This window comes from Paenibacillus sp. FSL R10-2199, from assembly GCF_038000235.1.
Lineage (GTDB): Bacteria > Bacillota > Bacilli > Paenibacillales > Paenibacillaceae > Paenibacillus_AQ > Paenibacillus_AQ phytohabitans.
On record NZ_JBBOBO010000002.1, the window covers coordinates 1,338,279 to 1,354,808 of the forward strand.

The 16,530-nt window shown below is 36.6% G+C and carries 17 protein-coding genes; 9 read left to right on the forward strand and 8 right to left on the reverse strand.

The features are described 5' to 3' along the window. Window positions 1-107 precede the first annotated feature (107 nt). Together NYE33_RS33590 and NYE33_RS33595 are read right to left on the reverse strand one after the other, a co-directional pair. The gene (locus NYE33_RS33590; RefSeq protein ID WP_341069634.1) at window positions 108-1,040 is read right to left on the reverse strand and encodes an AlbA family DNA-binding domain-containing protein; all 933 of its coding nucleotides are present in this window, start codon (window positions 1,038-1,040) and stop codon (window positions 108-110) included. Between the two features lie 243 nt (window positions 1,041-1,283). Continuing rightward, on the reverse strand, window positions 1,284-2,276 hold the full coding sequence (locus tag NYE33_RS33595) for a toll/interleukin-1 receptor domain-containing protein (RefSeq protein ID WP_341069637.1): 993 nt from the start codon (window positions 2,274-2,276) through the stop codon (window positions 1,284-1,286). Between the two features lie 391 nt (window positions 2,277-2,667). On the opposite strand from NYE33_RS33595, the gene NYE33_RS33600 reads away from it, so the two are divergent. The 8 genes from NYE33_RS33600 (at window position 2,668) to NYE33_RS33635 (ending at window position 8,312) form a co-directional block, all read left to right on the forward strand. Further along, the gene (locus NYE33_RS33600; RefSeq protein ID WP_341069640.1) at window positions 2,668-3,174 is read left to right on the forward strand and encodes a hypothetical protein; all 507 of its coding nucleotides are present in this window, start codon (window positions 2,668-2,670) and stop codon (window positions 3,172-3,174) included. A 268-nt stretch (window positions 3,175-3,442) separates the two neighbouring features. Continuing rightward, window positions 3,443-4,093 (forward strand): DUF4304 domain-containing protein, encoded by a 651-nt coding sequence (locus tag NYE33_RS33605; protein ID WP_341069643.1) that lies wholly within the window; start codon window positions 3,443-3,445, stop codon window positions 4,091-4,093. Window positions 4,094-4,392: 299 nt separating this feature from the next. Beyond that, window positions 4,393-5,376, forward strand: coding sequence for a hypothetical protein (locus tag NYE33_RS33610; protein ID WP_341069644.1), 984 nt, complete (start codon window positions 4,393-4,395; stop codon window positions 5,374-5,376). Between the two features lie 30 nt (window positions 5,377-5,406). Beyond that, window positions 5,407-5,631, forward strand: a complete 225-nt coding sequence (locus NYE33_RS33615) for a hypothetical protein (RefSeq protein ID WP_341069647.1) — start codon at window positions 5,407-5,409, stop codon at window positions 5,629-5,631. Between the two features lie 603 nt (window positions 5,632-6,234). Beyond that, complete coding sequence (locus tag NYE33_RS33620) at window positions 6,235-6,366, forward strand: hypothetical protein (RefSeq protein ID WP_341069650.1); 132 nt, start codon at window positions 6,235-6,237, stop codon at window positions 6,364-6,366. Between the two features lie 28 nt (window positions 6,367-6,394). Continuing rightward, window positions 6,395-6,526 carry a hypothetical protein gene (locus NYE33_RS33625; RefSeq protein WP_341069653.1) on the forward strand — a complete coding sequence of 44 codons (132 nt, stop codon included), beginning with the start codon at window positions 6,395-6,397 and terminating at the stop codon, window positions 6,524-6,526. A 234-nt stretch (window positions 6,527-6,760) separates the two neighbouring features. Further along, window positions 6,761-7,075, forward strand: coding sequence for a hypothetical protein (locus tag NYE33_RS33630; protein ID WP_341069656.1), 315 nt, complete (start codon window positions 6,761-6,763; stop codon window positions 7,073-7,075). Between the two features lie 238 nt (window positions 7,076-7,313). Continuing rightward, window positions 7,314-8,312 carry a hypothetical protein gene (locus NYE33_RS33635; RefSeq protein ID WP_341069659.1) on the forward strand — a complete coding sequence of 333 codons (999 nt, stop codon included), beginning with the start codon at window positions 7,314-7,316 and terminating at the stop codon, window positions 8,310-8,312. 406 nt (window positions 8,313-8,718) lie between these two features. On the opposite strand, the gene NYE33_RS33640 is transcribed toward NYE33_RS33635, so the two are convergent. The 5 genes from NYE33_RS33640 to NYE33_RS33660 form a co-directional block, all read right to left on the reverse strand. After that, window positions 8,719-9,114 (reverse strand): nucleoside 2-deoxyribosyltransferase, encoded by a 396-nt coding sequence (locus tag NYE33_RS33640; RefSeq protein WP_341069662.1) that lies wholly within the window; start codon window positions 9,112-9,114, stop codon window positions 8,719-8,721. A gap of 288 nt (window positions 9,115-9,402) precedes the next feature. Continuing rightward, on the reverse strand, window positions 9,403-11,286 hold the full coding sequence (locus tag NYE33_RS33645; protein ID WP_341069664.1) for an S-layer homology domain-containing protein: 1,884 nt from the start codon (window positions 11,284-11,286) through the stop codon (window positions 9,403-9,405). Between the two features lie 300 nt (window positions 11,287-11,586). Further along, on the reverse strand, window positions 11,587-12,333 hold the full coding sequence (locus tag NYE33_RS33650) for a hypothetical protein (RefSeq protein WP_341069667.1): 747 nt from the start codon (window positions 12,331-12,333) through the stop codon (window positions 11,587-11,589). Window positions 12,334-12,866: 533 nt separating this feature from the next. Further along, complete coding sequence (locus NYE33_RS33655; RefSeq protein WP_341069670.1) at window positions 12,867-13,376, reverse strand: hypothetical protein; 510 nt, start codon at window positions 13,374-13,376, stop codon at window positions 12,867-12,869. Window positions 13,377-13,409: 33 nt separating this feature from the next. After that, on the reverse strand, window positions 13,410-14,234 hold the full coding sequence (locus NYE33_RS33660; RefSeq protein ID WP_341069673.1) for a hypothetical protein: 825 nt from the start codon (window positions 14,232-14,234) through the stop codon (window positions 13,410-13,412). 398 nt (window positions 14,235-14,632) lie between these two features. Between NYE33_RS33660 and NYE33_RS33665 the strand changes: the two genes are divergently transcribed. Further along, window positions 14,633-14,953: a hypothetical protein gene (locus NYE33_RS33665; RefSeq protein ID WP_341069676.1), complete on the forward strand. Its 321-nt coding sequence runs from the start codon at window positions 14,633-14,635 to the stop codon at window positions 14,951-14,953. A 202-nt stretch (window positions 14,954-15,155) separates the two neighbouring features. Here the strand turns inward: NYE33_RS33665 and NYE33_RS33670 are convergent, their stop codons facing one another. After that, window positions 15,156-16,364 carry an IS110 family transposase gene (locus tag NYE33_RS33670; RefSeq protein ID WP_042138433.1) on the reverse strand — a complete coding sequence of 403 codons (1,209 nt, stop codon included), beginning with the start codon at window positions 16,362-16,364 and terminating at the stop codon, window positions 15,156-15,158. Between the last annotated feature and the right edge of the window lie 166 nt (window positions 16,365-16,530).

Here is a 16,530-nt window from a genome sequence, read left to right on the forward strand (position 1 = left end):
GATCCTAATAAGTTCTTTCATCTCCGAGTTCATTTTGAACTCCATTTCGTCATTATCTCACTCAAACTTATCTACAATTAGAGCAAGTGTACTTATTAAAAATCATTCTAGGATGAAACAATCTCAACTTTTTCACGATTCCAAAGGTCAACTATTCGCTTATTGCTTAATCGGGGAAATAAAATTCTTAAAAAGAAAATATGATTTTTAATCTCTTGGTCAGTCGGATCAGTACTTTCTCCATCGTATTTTTTCATAAAACGTTTTGTCATTTCCTTCGCAATTTGTTCCTGCTGATCTATATTTTCTAACTCTATATTTTTTGTACTTATCATAGGCAACAAATACAGTGAATATTTAAGTATTTCCCAAATATCATTTACGGTATCTTCCATTTTATCAACGGTATATTCTACATTACTTGAATTTGACTCGGCACTATCAGCAGCACTTTCGATTGTATCTAGCGACCACTGAATTGAATTCTCAAAGTCTTTTAGCATATCTAACATCTTATCTGTTTCATTAATAATCGATTCTCTTGTAATCGCAAGCTGCTGTTCCAAGTTTTCTGTGGCATCCTTGAAATTCGTAATAAATTTATCTCGTTCACTTTGCATAAACAATGCTAACAATTCATTAGGAAAAAGAGCTCGATTTCGACCATCATCCCTAATCTTATACATCCCATTTTCAGTACAGTAAGGCTTGTATGCTCCACTGGGAATTTCCACAACATAAACATCTTTACCTTCAATATCTACAGAACTAATCTTTAAGCTCACAGGAGGCCGACAGTTCTGAGTTTTGTTCATAATCATAAGCCTGTTGGAATCACTAATTTCACAGCCAACTACAGTTCCTTTTTGTCTACCTCCATTCGATACTTTATCTTTAACTCCAATTACGATGACGCCACCTTGAGAGGAATTAGCGAAGGCTACGATGTCTTCAGCCTTCAAACCAGAAACTATCTCTTTAAATTCTAATGTCGTGTTTTCTTCACTCTGAATTAGTTTTATTAACTCTCTTTTTCTCAAGCTTGACTCCCCTTAGTGTGATATTATCGATCACCAAAATTGTCATCTTTACACACCATCATTAATTTAATTATAATGCCATTTATTTCTTTGGCATATATCATTAAATCCTGATTATTCAACATTATGATTTATATACAACTGCTCAAATAAATCAGTTGGACTTTTATATTGCATTTAGAAGTGAAAAGAGAGTGGAAGATTAACCCCCCACTCCCCTTACGGTGATAATTCAAAATTACATTAATTTCGTAAAGAAGGTTCCAAATGTTGAATCCATATCCCTCCAGCTACTTCTCTCGGGGTAAGACTCTTTTCTTGCCTTCCAAAGGCACTAAAATTCATTTTTAGCTCCAATTGCTTTTCACTGTCCTCTTCACAGACAAGTGATTCATTATATGCATCATTATCAATACGACTATAAGAGTTACTATAGAAAAGAAATATCTGGTCATACCCACGGGTGAAAAAATTATCCCTCCATATTTTCAACGAAGCTTTTTGTTGACCATTCACATATAAAACAAAAATATTCTTTTTTTCGGATACCTTATCATTTTGAAACTCAAAATTCGAATTTTTCTCTTTTACTTTTTTAAGAATGCCTTCTAATGTTACGACAATTTCATTATAACTATTACGCATAAAATAGTTTCGATCCAAGTCTGTATTTTCCCTCAAGTTAGGAATTTTAAAATCATCAAAGCTAGTTTCCTTTTCAATCTTCTTGGCAATTGAAGTTCTAGACTTCAAAACTGGAATTTCCCCTAAAGGCTCTACCGCAAGCCATGGAACTTCCTGAATTCGATAAATAAGTTTTTCTAATGCCTCAGCATACTTTTGATCATTAGAAAAATCGATAACATTATATCCTTGCAGATGAAAGGGGAGTATTTTATTGAAATCACTTTGACCTCTTCCTAAAAAGATAAACTTATCTGGATTGTTCTTTAGAGTTTCAAAAGATAATATAGTTTCAAAACCAACACCTCCAGCTAGAGCATCTGCCTTTTGAGCATATTTCTCTGTAAGTACAAATATCACAAAATCTCGGTCACGCATATTTTGGACCATCATCACATTCAAGTTCGTAGTTTGTGTTTGCGTTATAGTTATATCAATTGAAGCATCTATCCCTCTTTTTCTAAGATCCTGCATTAATTCATAAACCCACTGCTGGTGCTCTGGGCTATCCCAGCTATAACTTAAAAAAGCTGTCTTGTGCACCGTTCCCATACAAATGGCCTCCCAGATAATTGTACTTGCTTCAAATATACAATTCAGATGGTTTAAAAATGATAATCTAAGCCTTTCCCAGCAGCAGCGGGTGTAAGCCCCATTTCTGCTACCAACAACAGTATATCAAAATCAATCAAGCCATTTAAAGAACGAAAAACCTAAAGTATATGTCCTTTCGTTTCTTTTTTATTTAAGTTTATATATTTGACTAATATAGGACTTAAGCAGGAATAAATCACTCTTTCATAGAATCCTCATTAAACGCTGGTGGGGATGGAATGTCATGACATCCATTAAGCCACGGGTAAATATGACAATACGGAGAGCATTTAACTCAGCATGAACTTGGAGGGTGTTTCTTTTGCAGATCATTATTCCTACACGGAGAGTGACTTTTAACCAAGAACAATTACACAATTGGATAAACGGAGATCGAGAATACTGTAGGGATTCCTATTGCAGAAATTTAACAGGCTCAAAAGGGTTTGGCGAATATATTGCGGGACAATTTTACGAATCATTAGGTTATCAGTGGATTCATCACGATTTTAATCTTTTAGGCGGAAACAAACCAGGTAAGTATCCCGAAGCCGAAACCATATTACGCAAACACTTCGGTGATCTACGATACGAGAGTGGTCGAGGGTACTATCCAGCTTTTTCTCAATTTGCGAAAACGGAAGAACCCGATTTATTGATTTTCAAACCTGACTTTTCCGAGATCCGATTCGCTGAATGTAAGAGGTTGGACACACAGGATAAATTACGCGAGAGCCAGATCAGAGGTTTGGCCCTTTTGAAATTATTATTTAACTGCACCGTTGAGGTAATCGAAATTGTCGATGAATCTAAAATTCAGCTTAATGAACCACAACCTGTGGTGTGGCAGTTTTAGCCAAACAAACTCATGATGGAATCATTCTAAGGACCCATCAAAGATGTAAAAGTCTTCATACTCATCATAATCCAGAAGGTCTCCAAACGAGCATTAGAGAGTGTTGTGTTGCTCAAGTTCCGTTTTAGAAAGAAATAAGGTCTTAACCATTGATGAGCTGATAAGTTATCAGGCAAATTCGTTAAGTTGATATCTCAGAGGGGATTATATATTCCCCCGAATTACAAGTCCCCCTACGATAGGAATATAGCTAAGAGGGTATACATAAATGAAAACAAGTCAATTTAGAAAGTTAATAAAGACAAATCTAGCGCCCGTATTACATGAACTTGGTTTTTCAGGAACAGATCATCATTTTGTTAAAGTTGATAAGAACCATGTAATAAACACTATTGTTATCCAGGCTGATAAGTATGGTGGCTCTTGCGTTGTTGAGCTAGGGGTTCATTTCGATTTCCTTCCAAACCCTTTGGGGGAATTAATTCCTGCCAACAAAATAACCGTCTATGACTGTGAATTTAGAACTCGCATAGTTCATGAGTTAACCTGGTTTCAGTCAAATGTTCTACGCAAAAAGAAAAGTGAAGCTTGGTTTCGATATGGCGATACAGAAGATGAATCAATCGCTGTAGTACAAAAAATGAAAGAAATGATTGTTCGTCAGGGGACAATGTACTTCGCTAAATTCAATGATTTCCCTCATGTAATAACCTCAATAACAACGAACGAGTTATCTCACCGTACGAAGATACTAGACAGCTATGGAGCACCTTTGGATTTAAGATTAGCCTTGTTAATCGCACGTACACATGCTTTTCTCGGAAATGCTGTAGACGCTGCCAATTTCGCTCATTGGGGACTTGAAAACATCGGTAACGCAACAGGGCTAATTCAGGACTTCACAGAATTTTTCGATTAAAGTAATAGGTAGATTAACGATCCCACGAGGAGGATGGTAATGTTCTCACTAATTGAAGATTTTCAATATCGAGAAAGTTACTTTATTACTGGGAACCCTTGGTTACCAATAATTATTATTAGTATTTTAATTATTTCCATTGTATTTATCTTTAAGCTACTAAGAAAGAAGCGTTGATTAACTTCAGATGCTATTGACCTCCCATGAAAATCAAATCTAACAGACAGGATTGGTTGTACGTGAACCCCATACATTACGAAATCATAAAGAAGAATCTTGCGATATCTTATAATGACAACGTGTTCGAACGGATATTACAATATGAAATTCAGCATCAAGTGGACCAATTAGATGTCGTAGAAGAACAAATCAACAGCTTCATTTATAAACAATATGGGAAGTCTTATGCTTCCTTTTTTTCAGATCAAAGCACAAAACTATTAAACAATGTACTCTTCCATACCTACAACTTCCATAAACATCACAAAAAACATTTCCGATATGAAGAAAATCTGACAGCTATGCTGCTTAAGACCGATTTACAAAATGTCGATTCTTCTTTTATCCGTTTGCCGTTTCAAAGCATCTATATTTCCGTACCTAAAAACAGCTTTAAATTAACCGCTGAGCAGAAGCATTTCTATGTAGAAGGATTCTATATTCACGAAGTAAACCTGGCTACTTTTAAAAGGGATCAAGTGATTAAAGAACTTGGTAAAGGGATTACTAAATTCACACGAATCTTAACTGTACTCGCCCCTGTAGGCAGTGAAGCCCCCCCTCCAATTGAGGACTACAACTACATCACTCTCAATTTACGATTTAAACGTGGCAACGTATTTGAACAGTTGGAAGAGAACTATAAGCGAGCAGGACTGATGGATTTTGCAGATCAAGCAACTGAAATCTTTTCATTTGTCATAAACGCTATTTTTTATTTAAATTCGTCATCAAAAGAAGTCGATTACGTCGAACTGAAGCAGGAAGTGGAGCAAGGGAAAACAGACGTGAATCGTTCAACCAGAGTTTCCAAGATTCCCTATTATGCCGTTGGGAAAACCATTGTGATTTCAAAACAAGGCGGAAAACCTGTTCCTGAAAACAACATGGTTCAGCAAGGCAAAGATAAAGTTCTTGATAAGCAATGGCTCGTTCGAGGTCACTGGCGTAACCAAGCGCACGGCGAGAAGCTTTTGCTTCGCAAGCTCATTTGGATTCAGCCTTATTTAAAGGGTAATCTTCAACAGCCCTTACTTCATACTGATTATTGGGCAAAGCCATAAAACTAAGAGAACTTGAGGAGGCTATTTTTAATGCATGAATTTGAAGAAGACGAATATCATGAAGGTGATTACGGAAAAAGAATATGTGATTTTTGTGGTAAAGAGGTAGATTGGACCGAACCCGTTACCGATATTGATGAAAATGGAAAAGAATTTGAGTTGCGTTCATGCTTGATGTGTTCTTTTGACGGAACAGGTATTGCTAGTAGAGAAGAAATTCAAGCAATGATGGATCAAATGAAGAAGGACAAATGAAATAAATTATGAAGAACGGCAAAAATTAGTTCAATGGCAACAGCGGGGACCAAGAATTGGGTAATAACTCCTTGGTGGCCGCTTCTTCTTTTCTTAATGAATATCCTTCCGAACATTCTGTAACTTCAAACGCAAATAAGAACTATCGTAACTTTGAATCGCCGATAAGCTTTATCTGCTTATTATTTGATTTTTCTCACATAGATAATCCCCGTTCGATATGCCTACAGTGACACCATTTCGGCCTTTGATGTGAAAATTCTTTTGGTCATATAATTCCCTCTATTCTAACAAGCCCCCATCCCGTGTATAAGCCCCTCTACTTCACCCTTAACATAACAAAACATCTTTGTCTCCCCTACTTCATAGAGAGAGTTAAGAATATCCATCTCCATCTTCCCAAATCGAATCATACGTTCGCCAGAACACTTGTTATTTCCACATTGAATTTTGTTCCTTTTTGTGGATAAATATATGGGAACATGCGTACTTTCCGTTAATATCCTGTGGACAAACTGTTAATAGAAAAATTTGTTTACAAACACAATATATTGGGTTAATCTTATTTTGTAATCACAATATATAGAAAAGGAGGTCTTCATCATGGCTAAACCTAGTTCCAAAAAAACTTCTAGTCCCAAGATGTCTACTGTTGCTTCGAAAGCTCTGCAAAGCAAACAAACAAGCAAACTAACCAAGTCTTTAGCTGCCAGCGTACTCTCTCAATCCAAATAATGTTAAATACCAAATCAAGGAGGAATCTATGAGCAAAACATTTAAGATTAGAGTCGGCGGATCGAAGTCACAAACCAAAAATGATCTAAAAAAGTTTGAACGAGAAGTCTCGCGTGAAATGAACAAGCAAGTTGATAAATTAATAAAAAAAATTAAGTAAGCATCATAACCTTAATTTCTCCTCCTTCAGATGCGGGTACATCTGAAGGAGAACTCTTAACTTTCAGGTAATATATTCTCGATCATTTGTGTCGAGTTAATCCTCTCCCGAATCACATATCCCCCATCCAAGAGTGGTTCTTAATCATATATTCATACTCTTCTTTTCGAAAATAACCATAGCTTCTACACATAAGGTTTATCATACAAAAATACTTGTAAAGGTGTGATCCAGATGGTAAAAGTAACTGGCTTTAAAGAATTAAACAACAGATTGAATCAAATAAGTAAAGGCGCTCAGGAGCTTGGTGCTCAAAAACAAATGTCCTTTGATGAGCTCTTCCCAGATTCATTTATTCAGAAACACACCCCGTCTGAAAATATCTCTGCTTTTTTAGAAGGCGTTGGCGTTAAATCCAAAGAAGACTTTGCAGCCCTTCCCCAGGAGGACTTAGAGAGCTATGTTCGTTCTACAACGAAGTTTTCGACGTTTCATGAAATGTCCCAAGCTGCTCTTGCTGAAGTCGTATATAAAAGATTGGGCCTTTAGTTTGACAGTAGACAAGCCCCTGCGTATCAGCAGGGGCTTGTCGCTAAGGATCGACTTCTAACTTTAAATAGTGCATCATAACACGTTCCGCCCTCTATATAATGAATAACACTGCACTTGGTTTACACTATAGAAATGATGAACCAGAATTGAGTTAACGGGCTGACACTTACAATATGTGTTAATGTTAACTTACAATAATAAGGGGTAGCGGAAAATGTACTAAGGAGTGTATCTCATGGCATCCGTCACACAAAGAGTAGAGAAATTCAAGCAGCCTTATGGAGGCTTTTTAAGACCAAACGATTTTACTAAAACAGTTTTCGATGACGGGATCGAGTTGTACTCAGAGGAGAATATATATGCTGGTTTAGTCGGGATAGCGGTAGATTATCTGATTCGCTTCATGACTGGAACCTCTGCGGAAAAGGCATTTAAGATTTCGCTGATTGGTTCTCAATACATGAAACAAGAAAAAAAAGCAAAAGAATTCATAAATCACATAAAGGACTTGGATGATCAATCCATAATTTATGCCTGTAAACTCGTAGGTTATGACGTGTGCGCTAGGGTGGGCACATTCAGGTATAAGCCAGTAGAAGACATTAATCCAGATGAAAACACTGTGTCTAACATTCGTACAATGGTGAATAGGAGCCTTTCTTTCTGGGAACATTCAGGACCAATTATTAAGGAAGGTTTCAATTTTGAATTAGCTTATACACCGACGATTACGTGCGGCGACGGGGATTATCTGACAGAAGATACTTTGTGGGATTTAAAGGTGTCTAAGAATTCTCCAACAAGTACGCATACTTTGCAATTGTTAGTCTACTATATTTTGGGTCTTCGCTCAATTCATTTGGAGTTCCAAAATATAAAAAAATTAGGCATCTACAATCCAAGGCTTAACATAGCCTATTTGTTAGAAAATTCAAAGATTGATTCTTCCGTGATAAAAGAGGTGGCTACTTATGTTGTAGGTGTTCATTCGCCCCTCGAAAGGTTTGAGACCCACATGCACGCCAAGGAGTGGGTTATCGTGTCTCCAGACGGCAAGACCTATCGTTGCAGCAATCTTAAGCACTGGCTGCGTGAGCACGAACATTTGCTTGATGGTACAGTCGCTCAAGCCTCGGACGGTATAAGAAAGATCAAATACTCCTTGCAGGGCAAACGGAAGAATAAGTCGTACCATTGGAAAGGGTGGCAACTCTTAGAGTGGGGCGACAATTAAAGTGACGATTCTCCATGCGTGAATCCGCGTTTTGGCCCAGTACCAGCGTATCTGACACCAGGGACAACGTTTGTAAATAAATGTTAGTATTTGGATTGGGGAAATTTCTTTTTTGATGGGAGTCGGAACAATCCTGTCCAATTTAGCCATCCCGACAGACCTCGATGAGAGAGTCTGTTTTTTTCAATACATAAGATAAGTTATGCACGCTGCGATCATTAAGCCTAACGGGCAGGTTAATTAAACAAGATAGGTGGTGATTTTATGTCGTATTTGACGTAAACTGTTCACTAGCGACTTCCCAGAGAGCGCGTTTTGAAGAGTTCAATATAAAAAGCAACAGCTGTCTTAAACCGAGAAATAAAGTCCTAGACTACTGTTGGTTTGTGGACTAATGCCTCGTTAGCTAATGATGCTGGTATTCAAGACAGACTGAATTTATTAAGTCATCTAAGGAGCCAATCCTCTGTTCTACTGAGTCTACATGATAAAATGTACATGTGTTTCCAATTTCATTTAGTTCATTAGTTGAGGAGTATAAATAAATTTTCTTTCTTGCTCCCAGAGCAATTCCTAACTCAACATGACTCCCTTTCCCAGCTGGAATCATGACAATCACTACATCTGCAGCCAAAACCCCAGAAACCTCTTCTTCGCCAATTTTACGGAGTTTGGTAATAGAGTCTATGTTCGAGTTTATTGTCCAGTCGTATGTATGTTGAAATCCATGTGCTTTCAAAGTCTCAGCGACTTCCCGCACTTTCTCTATATTTTTGAGACTAGATGCTATGTAAAATTTCATTTTGTTCCCCCACCCATAAAACCCTTATGTATGAATAAAAAAGCGCCTGCGGAGCAACTAAGTAGGCTTCCTTTTATGTCACATGCTCCCTTAGCTATGATCATTCTTGATGTTAAAAATCAGCGGCATAATGTCAACTTTATTTAATCAAATAGCTCCTACCGAGCGAACAAGCAGACACTATACTTTAGTTGTTACACCCACAAAAAAGGGAGAATCCACGTTCATGCGGCTTCTCTTCTTTTTTAGATATAATCTTTTCCAGCCATTCTTAAGTCGTTCTTTAAATTACTTCACTAGTCGGTTAGCCATAATAATGGCCTGTTCAATTGTTGTATTCTGTTTTGGAGCAAATGTAGTTTCACTCAGACCCTTCACAATATTTGCTGCTGACATTGCGCTTACAGCTTCCTTAGCCCAACTAGAGATTTGAGCATAGTCTGAGAAATTCTTTGTACTGCCTTTTTCTAATGTCTTTCCTGCTTTATCTACAGTACGTTTTAACATTGTCGCCACTTCTTCACGTGTAATAGTAGCTTGTGGAGAGAAAGTGGTTTCTGAAGTTCCCTTGACAATGCCTAATTCATATGCTTTCAGTATTTCAGGATTGCTAGTATCCTTAAAAGTATTCTTACTCGATAAAGGTGCTGACTTTTGAGTTAATTTCTCATATAGTTTAACAGCTATTTCACAAAATTTTTCACGTGTTATTGCCTTATTATAACTCAAATCTTTAACGGGAAGTGTAAGTCCAGATGTTCTAGCTGAACGCAAATCAACGAGTGCCCAGTCAGAGGCATCCTTGAATATTTTCCCTTCATGTATCTTAGCTGCTGGCTTTGGCGCTAATCCATTCCCATTCATAATTTTCCTTGGCAAGAGTGTATCATTTTCACCCTTCTCCAATATGTAGACCTCACCGTTTGTTCTTATTACAAACCCTTCGAACACATAGGAAACATCGTCCATAAGCTTACGGCTGTCATTATAATCAAAGAACCAAAGGCTATCGTCATTTTTAATATAATAACCTCCTGCTTCCGACCAACGCCCTCCATCCTTGTAATAATAATCTTCAAAAATATATTTTACATCTCGATCAATTATACCTCGTTCATAATCATCGGCGTGGGCATATAGGGTTCCATTATTCTTTAAATAGAGATCAGTTGTGAAATCCTTGATATCATTGCTTACTTTATTATCATTACGATACAGTGTCCCATCCTCCAATAATTTAATGTTACTATTGTTGGAATGGTTAACAATATTAGGGGCAGCTAAAGTATTAAATTCATTTTGACCTGGGAAACCAATATAGGTGTTACCTAATTTATCAATAAAGAATCCTTTATAACCTGGAGATTGATTTATTTGATCAAATCCATTGCCACCGTTGTAGTTGGGATTAATCTTATACACCAAATTTTCGGCAGAGTAGTAAGATGGATTAATGTAATCAATATTCTCAGCAATCTTAACCGCTGTGTTAGAACTTGCTTGATAGGCAAATGGGAAGAGCATGCTTATGGATATTGTCTGTTGAATATGCCTCCCACCTACTTCCTTATTTTCAACAGACACTTTAGGTATTACATTCTTATTTTCAATGAATAACTTTTTGTTTATATCTGGAATATCAGTGGGACTTCCCATTATGTATAATTCCCCATCATTAGTAAGAATGGTCGACAATTGTACAGTAGTAACCGATTCAATATCAGAAACTACACTGTAAGAATCTTTGTTGTAATTAAATCTGGCACTTTGTAACTCCATGATTTCACGTGATTTTAAATAAGGAACATCAATTTTGGATATCGACTTTACATTACTCATAATTTTCGAAAAATTACTTTCATTCATGTTTTCGTCTGAAGATAAAAACAGATCCCCATTATCATATAGAATAAAGTGCTTAAGTTTATAAGATTGCAAATCTCTGACATAATATTTTTGTCCTGCATAAGTAGATGAATAATCGTAACCACCATACTCCCACACCCTGTCCGAATACTCTGGTTGGAGCTCACTTTGTAAAAGTGTACTCCAATAATGAGTCTGCATGTCTCTTATGGGAACTTTAGAAGCTTCAGCAGACGCATAAAACGGGGATATTATACAAGTGAGCAAAGACATTAGAGCTAAAATACTTATTAGTTTTTTCTTCATAGTATACCTCTTCTCTCGATGATTGATTAGATTCAAGTATAAGTTATAAACCAAATTAAGGATACGTTAAGACATTGATTGTCGTTCTAAAAACCGTATTATGTCGGTTACGCTAACGGGAAATATAAGGTCAAGTAACAGCAGCGATCAAGACTTAGACAGTTAAGTCTTGATCGCTTTTCTATTATTAATATATGGGCCATTTGGACGCAAATAATAACTGTTACTTACTGGAACAGAAACTAATGTATTCTAAAAAAGCAGATCACTCATAAGAGCAGTCTGCTTTTAGTAGTAGTATTATTTAGCTTTAGCAGAGGAATAAGAATTTAAAAAATTAGTGATTCCATTTGGAACAAATATCTGTTTCTTATCATTGAAAAGGTCTGGAGACGTAACCGTGATAATTTTAATTGGTACTTTTGTGAGATTTGAAAAATATTGTTTATAGGCCTTATCATAGGCTGATTTTTTCTCTTCTTTTTGATTTACATAGAATAAATCTGAATTATCCGTCTTTTCTTGATCTATTAGATTGGCCTGAAAAATCTCTTTATCGTTAAATTTAGTTCCTTGAAGGCTAACCTCGAAAACTTGAGTACTATTTTCGACCGAGCTCTGTCTAGTTACAAATGCGATATAGCGATAAGCTCCATCTTTTTTGCTTTTATAAAGTTGTAGATTATCTGGCGCTAAAAATCCGCCCATTCCCACATTAAATATGCCCTCTGAAGAAGTACTCAATTTCTTCTGGTAAATAAATGGAACAACTTTTCCATTTTGAACAGCTACAGCAGATGTAATACTCGAAGCTAAACCCATTGAGAACCCTTGTATAAGTTCGGGGGTACCATCTAAGTTTAAATCTACTAAGGTGAAATAATAGGAGCTATCATAATAATTTTTATTATCTGTGAGAACCTTTTTAATATACTCAGAGTAAAGAATTTTCCATGATTTAACAGTATTTGCTTTTGCTGAAGCGGTTATGGGAACACTCCCCAATAATATCAGCAAAGCTGCAAAGATCCATGTAATTCGTTTCATGTTTTAGTAACTCCTTATCTTATTATTACGTACTCAATATTTAATAGTACTATTGAAAGTTGAAATTTTCCAGCAATAATATGGGGATTTTAACTTTCACTATAATATGGGTATTAAGTTAATTTATCGTGTTTTCACATTAAAAAATAAAGCTTTAATATACTTACAAACAATTTTACGCTCGGACGCAAATAATAATTATCGTTACTTTGAATCGCCGATAAGCCGAATCCGCCTATCATTCAATTTTTCTCACAAATATGAATCCCCATCCGTATGTCCAAAAGACCTCCCAATCAATATCACACTTTTTTATTCAGCATCAGTAGTGATGATTGTTTACACTCTATTGGCTTTTTGATTATAGATACTATAAATCCGTTTGCCATATTCTTCATTGCATTTCTAACGTGCTTCAGTATGTGTATATGCCATCCGCATGTCTACTAAATGGCGCCTACAAAGAAACAAGCCCTTGGTGGCCACCAAGGGCTTGTTGTTTAGAAACTAAAAACTGAACTTTCGGAATAAAGCTATAATATAAACTTTCTTACTTCGCGATATTTTTTATAAAAATTTTCAGTTAAAAAGAGATCCAGTTGCCCACCCTGCTCGCCTGATCTAGTCCCAATTGTAAATGCAGCTAACATGACAGTACTGGTGCTAATTAGTTTACTCGTCATATTTTCATCAAGGTGAACCTCAGAATATCCCTTTGCCGCAATGTTTTTACGAACTACATTAATATCCCCTTGAAAACCAGGGGATTCTAATAAGTGAAAAAAGTGCGCCCGAACATTTGCTAATACTTCATATAGGGTTTCTTGTGAGTATTCTCCCTTTTCGATTCTATCCCAAAACATGTTTAAGAACATATTCCAAATTTTTATGTACGCCACATTTATCTGTGCCGATTCAACACGAATTTCATCAGTCGATATAAATCCTAAAAAATCAAGAATCGATTTGCAATCTTCATTTCTAAGATTTTGTTGTTGAATGTTTGGTATCACTCTTTTTAAATAATTAAAGATCTCTTCCATTATACTTCCATCCTTTTCTTAATTTTTGGTTATTTAACCCCAAATGGATCTACTATATAACATTGTGGCTAACTGACGGTTAATATATTGTGGATCATTTGTTTGAAGTTGTTCTTTACATATGTTCCTTAAGTACAGTAATCCCTCAACATATTGATCACCTAACCCCGCTATATTTTCTAAAGCCCCCGAAAAAAATCCATGAAATTCGTGAAAGGACATATTTTCTACTTCTTTAACACTTCCAAAACCATTTACTTTTTTATCGATAATACCCTCATAAACAACTTCTTCTATATAACTCATAAAAGAATCAAAGAAAAGTTTATCTTTTTCAAACACGTAAGAAGTACGATTTTGATTTCCTAACGAATGATCAATAGATTTCGCATAATTAGGTTCACGATACACGGGAATTTTAAAATCTTGATCTACAAATCTCACATAAAAATATGTGGTTATCTGAAACGCTTCGTATAAACTCCGTTTAGCAAGTTCGATTGAAGTTCCATTACTATTATGAATAGTACTATTCCCTCGTATTCTAATTGAATGAAGAAGTGTTAATATTTCGTTGTCGAGATAATTCCCCCTCTCAAGTACATTCAAATTCAAAAAGAAGCTATCTGATTTTTGCACGTTTATAAATTCCAAAATAACCTGGACAAGTTCTTCCCCTAGCTTGCGTAATTTATATAAGCTAGTATCTGCGTCATTAAAAATATTATGTTCAGCCAAATAACCTAATTCGTATAATGAGGGATAAGCATTTTTAATAAACATAAAATTTGAGAACATAACTTCTCCTTTGTTCTTTCCCTTATCTTTTTCAATACTCTTAAGTATAATTGATATCATTATCTATTCTGTAAGAAATTCATATCGATTTCTATGCATTAATTTATTGACTTACGACCTCTACTCGCTGCTTACATTGTAGGACAGCGCGAGATACGGACAATCCTAAACCGTTCATGCGAGAGCGTCACTTACATTGTACCTTTTAACTATACTTACGCTAATGTGAATCTTTAGGTAACAGTAACAATAGTAATCAAGACTTAGGTAGATGTTCAAAATCAGTGGCTTAATCCTTAAATTTCTCATTGCCAACTTTATTAATCAATACATGACATGATGAAGGATATGAAAGAACTATAGAGCTATGATAATAGACAGCCGCTCACTCTGATGACTGCATTTGTTCAACTGACGGGCATGATGAGACGTTTATACTAAACGAGGGAGGAATTCAAGTGGAAATTGAGCCCTATAACGGAAGAAGTTCTAGTGGAAGAACCAAGTATTTTACTGTTACTGGTCCAAAGGGAATCCTGCAAATTGGTGTTACATATACGAACAGAAAGAAGAACGGTGTTTTCTTTAAACGTGAATTTCAAGTCGATGAAATTAATACAGGGAACGGTTGGACCGATGAATGTCCAGATACTCGGGCAATACTGCTTAACACCATCGGTGAAACGTTCGAAGGAAAGAGAGATCGAATAAAATGGCTCGAAGCCGTATATAATGGTTCGCGTCTTCCTAAAACGATCTCATCGATTGCAACAGATTAAGCTAAGGGAGAACTTCGGCCCGAAGAAATCACGAAAGGAGCTAATCACGTCGGTTGGTTGCTTTTGTTCATCTATACCAGCTAATAGCTTGTCAACATTACCAGTAAAGTGATTCTAAATCATGTGGTATAGTTAAAATGAGGCATGCCAAAAAACCCTCCAATTTTCTTTGTGTCTTGGAAGGTTATGCCAATAATATTTTTTAAATTGGACGAAATTCCTTTTTATTTTTTAAGATCGCATAGAGCCAATGGACGAGTTTATTTGCACATGCGATTAGAGCTACTTTATGTGGTTTTCCTTCAGCTCTCTTACGTTCATAGAACGCTTTGATTCGCATATTTCGGGAGCGTATAAGTCCACACTGAACAGCCATCACCAGTGCGTAACGCAGCTGCCTGGAACCACGTTTCGTGATTCGGTTTCGAGTCGCTGTAAACTTACCGGAAGCAAAGACACTCGGGTCAATGCCTGCGAAGGCGACTAACTTCTTAGGATGATCAAATCGTTCGACTTCTCCTATTTCGGATAAAATTGTTGCAGCAATTTTATGCCCAATCCCGGGAATCGACTGAATTAATTCATACTCTTCAATTTCTTCAGCCAGAGCATCTATGTTCTGTTCCAGTTCAGCAAGATGCTCTTGGTATTGAAGAATAAGGGTAATAAGAACTCTCATATTGATTAAATGACTTGCATACATGGTTTGCTGAAATGGATTTTGTTTTGCCGCATCTACTAATCGTTGAACCCGTTGGTTAATCCAGTCCTCTGAACGCCCCCGTTTCGAAGAAAGCAGTTCTTTCATCTTAGCTCTAAGTGTATCTTCATCCGTCTGTAAAACTAAATATGAGGTTGGGAATTCACTTAAAAACCGCAGTGAAACACCGGAATACATAGCTCCAAACACGCCTTTATAACCCGGGAAAACCTGATCTAAAACAGCTTGGAATTGCAGTTTAGTCGATACACACATCTTTGAAAGAGTCTCATATTGCCTTGTAAGATAGCGCAGATTGAGAAGTTGCACACCTCTTTTCTTAAAAGGTTCAAACTCTTCCCTGTAGTACAACTCACCCAATAGGTAAGCGTCAGCAGCATCCGTCTTTACTTTACGAAGCTGAGACTTTCTAAGCCGATTGGAGATTAGCGGGTTAATGACAATGTAAATATAGTGATGTTCCTCTAAGAACTGAACAACAGGGCTTTGGTAATGTCCTGTTGCTTCTAGAATAAGCAAAGGACGTTGTTTGGATACCGATTCAACGTCCTTTAAAACTTGATGTAGATTTGCTAGGCCATCACGAGTGTGCTCGAAGTGGAATGTCCCTCTGAAGAGCTTTCCGCGCGCTAAAAAGGCTTGTCCATGACTTTCTTCTTTTGAAATATCTAGACCGACAACTGGATTCATTTCATCTCATCTCTCCCTGTAAGTTTAAATTCACCGGCATCCCTACGGTTCTTCTTGTCGCTCCATAGCATCGCTTGTTATACGGGATCTTACGTCCCAACCAGCCTCAATCATGGTCATGACAAGTAGGGTGAACATTATAGCGCTCGGGATCAAGTCCCACGGG

Coding starts and splice junctions, on each gene's coding strand:
- NYE33_RS33635 (WP_341069659.1), top strand. CDS start 7,314: ATGGCATCCGTCACACAAAGAGTAGAGAAATTCAAGCAGCCTTATGGA.
- NYE33_RS33605 (WP_341069643.1), top strand. CDS start 3,443: ATGAAAACAAGTCAATTTAGAAAGTTAATAAAGACAAATCTAGCGCCC.
- NYE33_RS33620 (WP_341069650.1), top strand. CDS start 6,235: ATGGCTAAACCTAGTTCCAAAAAAACTTCTAGTCCCAAGATGTCTACT.
- NYE33_RS33640 (WP_341069662.1), bottom strand. CDS start 9,114: ATGAAATTTTACATAGCATCTAGTCTCAAAAATATAGAGAAAGTGCGG.
- NYE33_RS33630 (WP_341069656.1), top strand. CDS start 6,761: ATGGTAAAAGTAACTGGCTTTAAAGAATTAAACAACAGATTGAATCAA.
- NYE33_RS33670 (WP_042138433.1), bottom strand. CDS start 16,364: ATGAATCCAGTTGTCGGTCTAGATATTTCAAAAGAAGAAAGTCATGGA.
- NYE33_RS33595 (WP_341069637.1), bottom strand. CDS start 2,276: ATGGGAACGGTGCACAAGACAGCTTTTTTAAGTTATAGCTGGGATAGC.
- NYE33_RS33660 (WP_341069673.1), bottom strand. CDS start 14,234: ATGATATCAATTATACTTAAGAGTATTGAAAAAGATAAGGGAAAGAAC.
- NYE33_RS33655 (WP_341069670.1), bottom strand. CDS start 13,376: ATGGAAGAGATCTTTAATTATTTAAAAAGAGTGATACCAAACATTCAA.
- NYE33_RS33625 (WP_341069653.1), top strand. CDS start 6,395: ATGAGCAAAACATTTAAGATTAGAGTCGGCGGATCGAAGTCACAAACC.
- NYE33_RS33650 (WP_341069667.1), bottom strand. CDS start 12,333: ATGAAACGAATTACATGGATCTTTGCAGCTTTGCTGATATTATTGGGG.
- NYE33_RS33645 (WP_341069664.1), bottom strand. CDS start 11,286: ATGAAGAAAAAACTAATAAGTATTTTAGCTCTAATGTCTTTGCTCACT.
- NYE33_RS33615 (WP_341069647.1), top strand. CDS start 5,407: ATGCATGAATTTGAAGAAGACGAATATCATGAAGGTGATTACGGAAAA.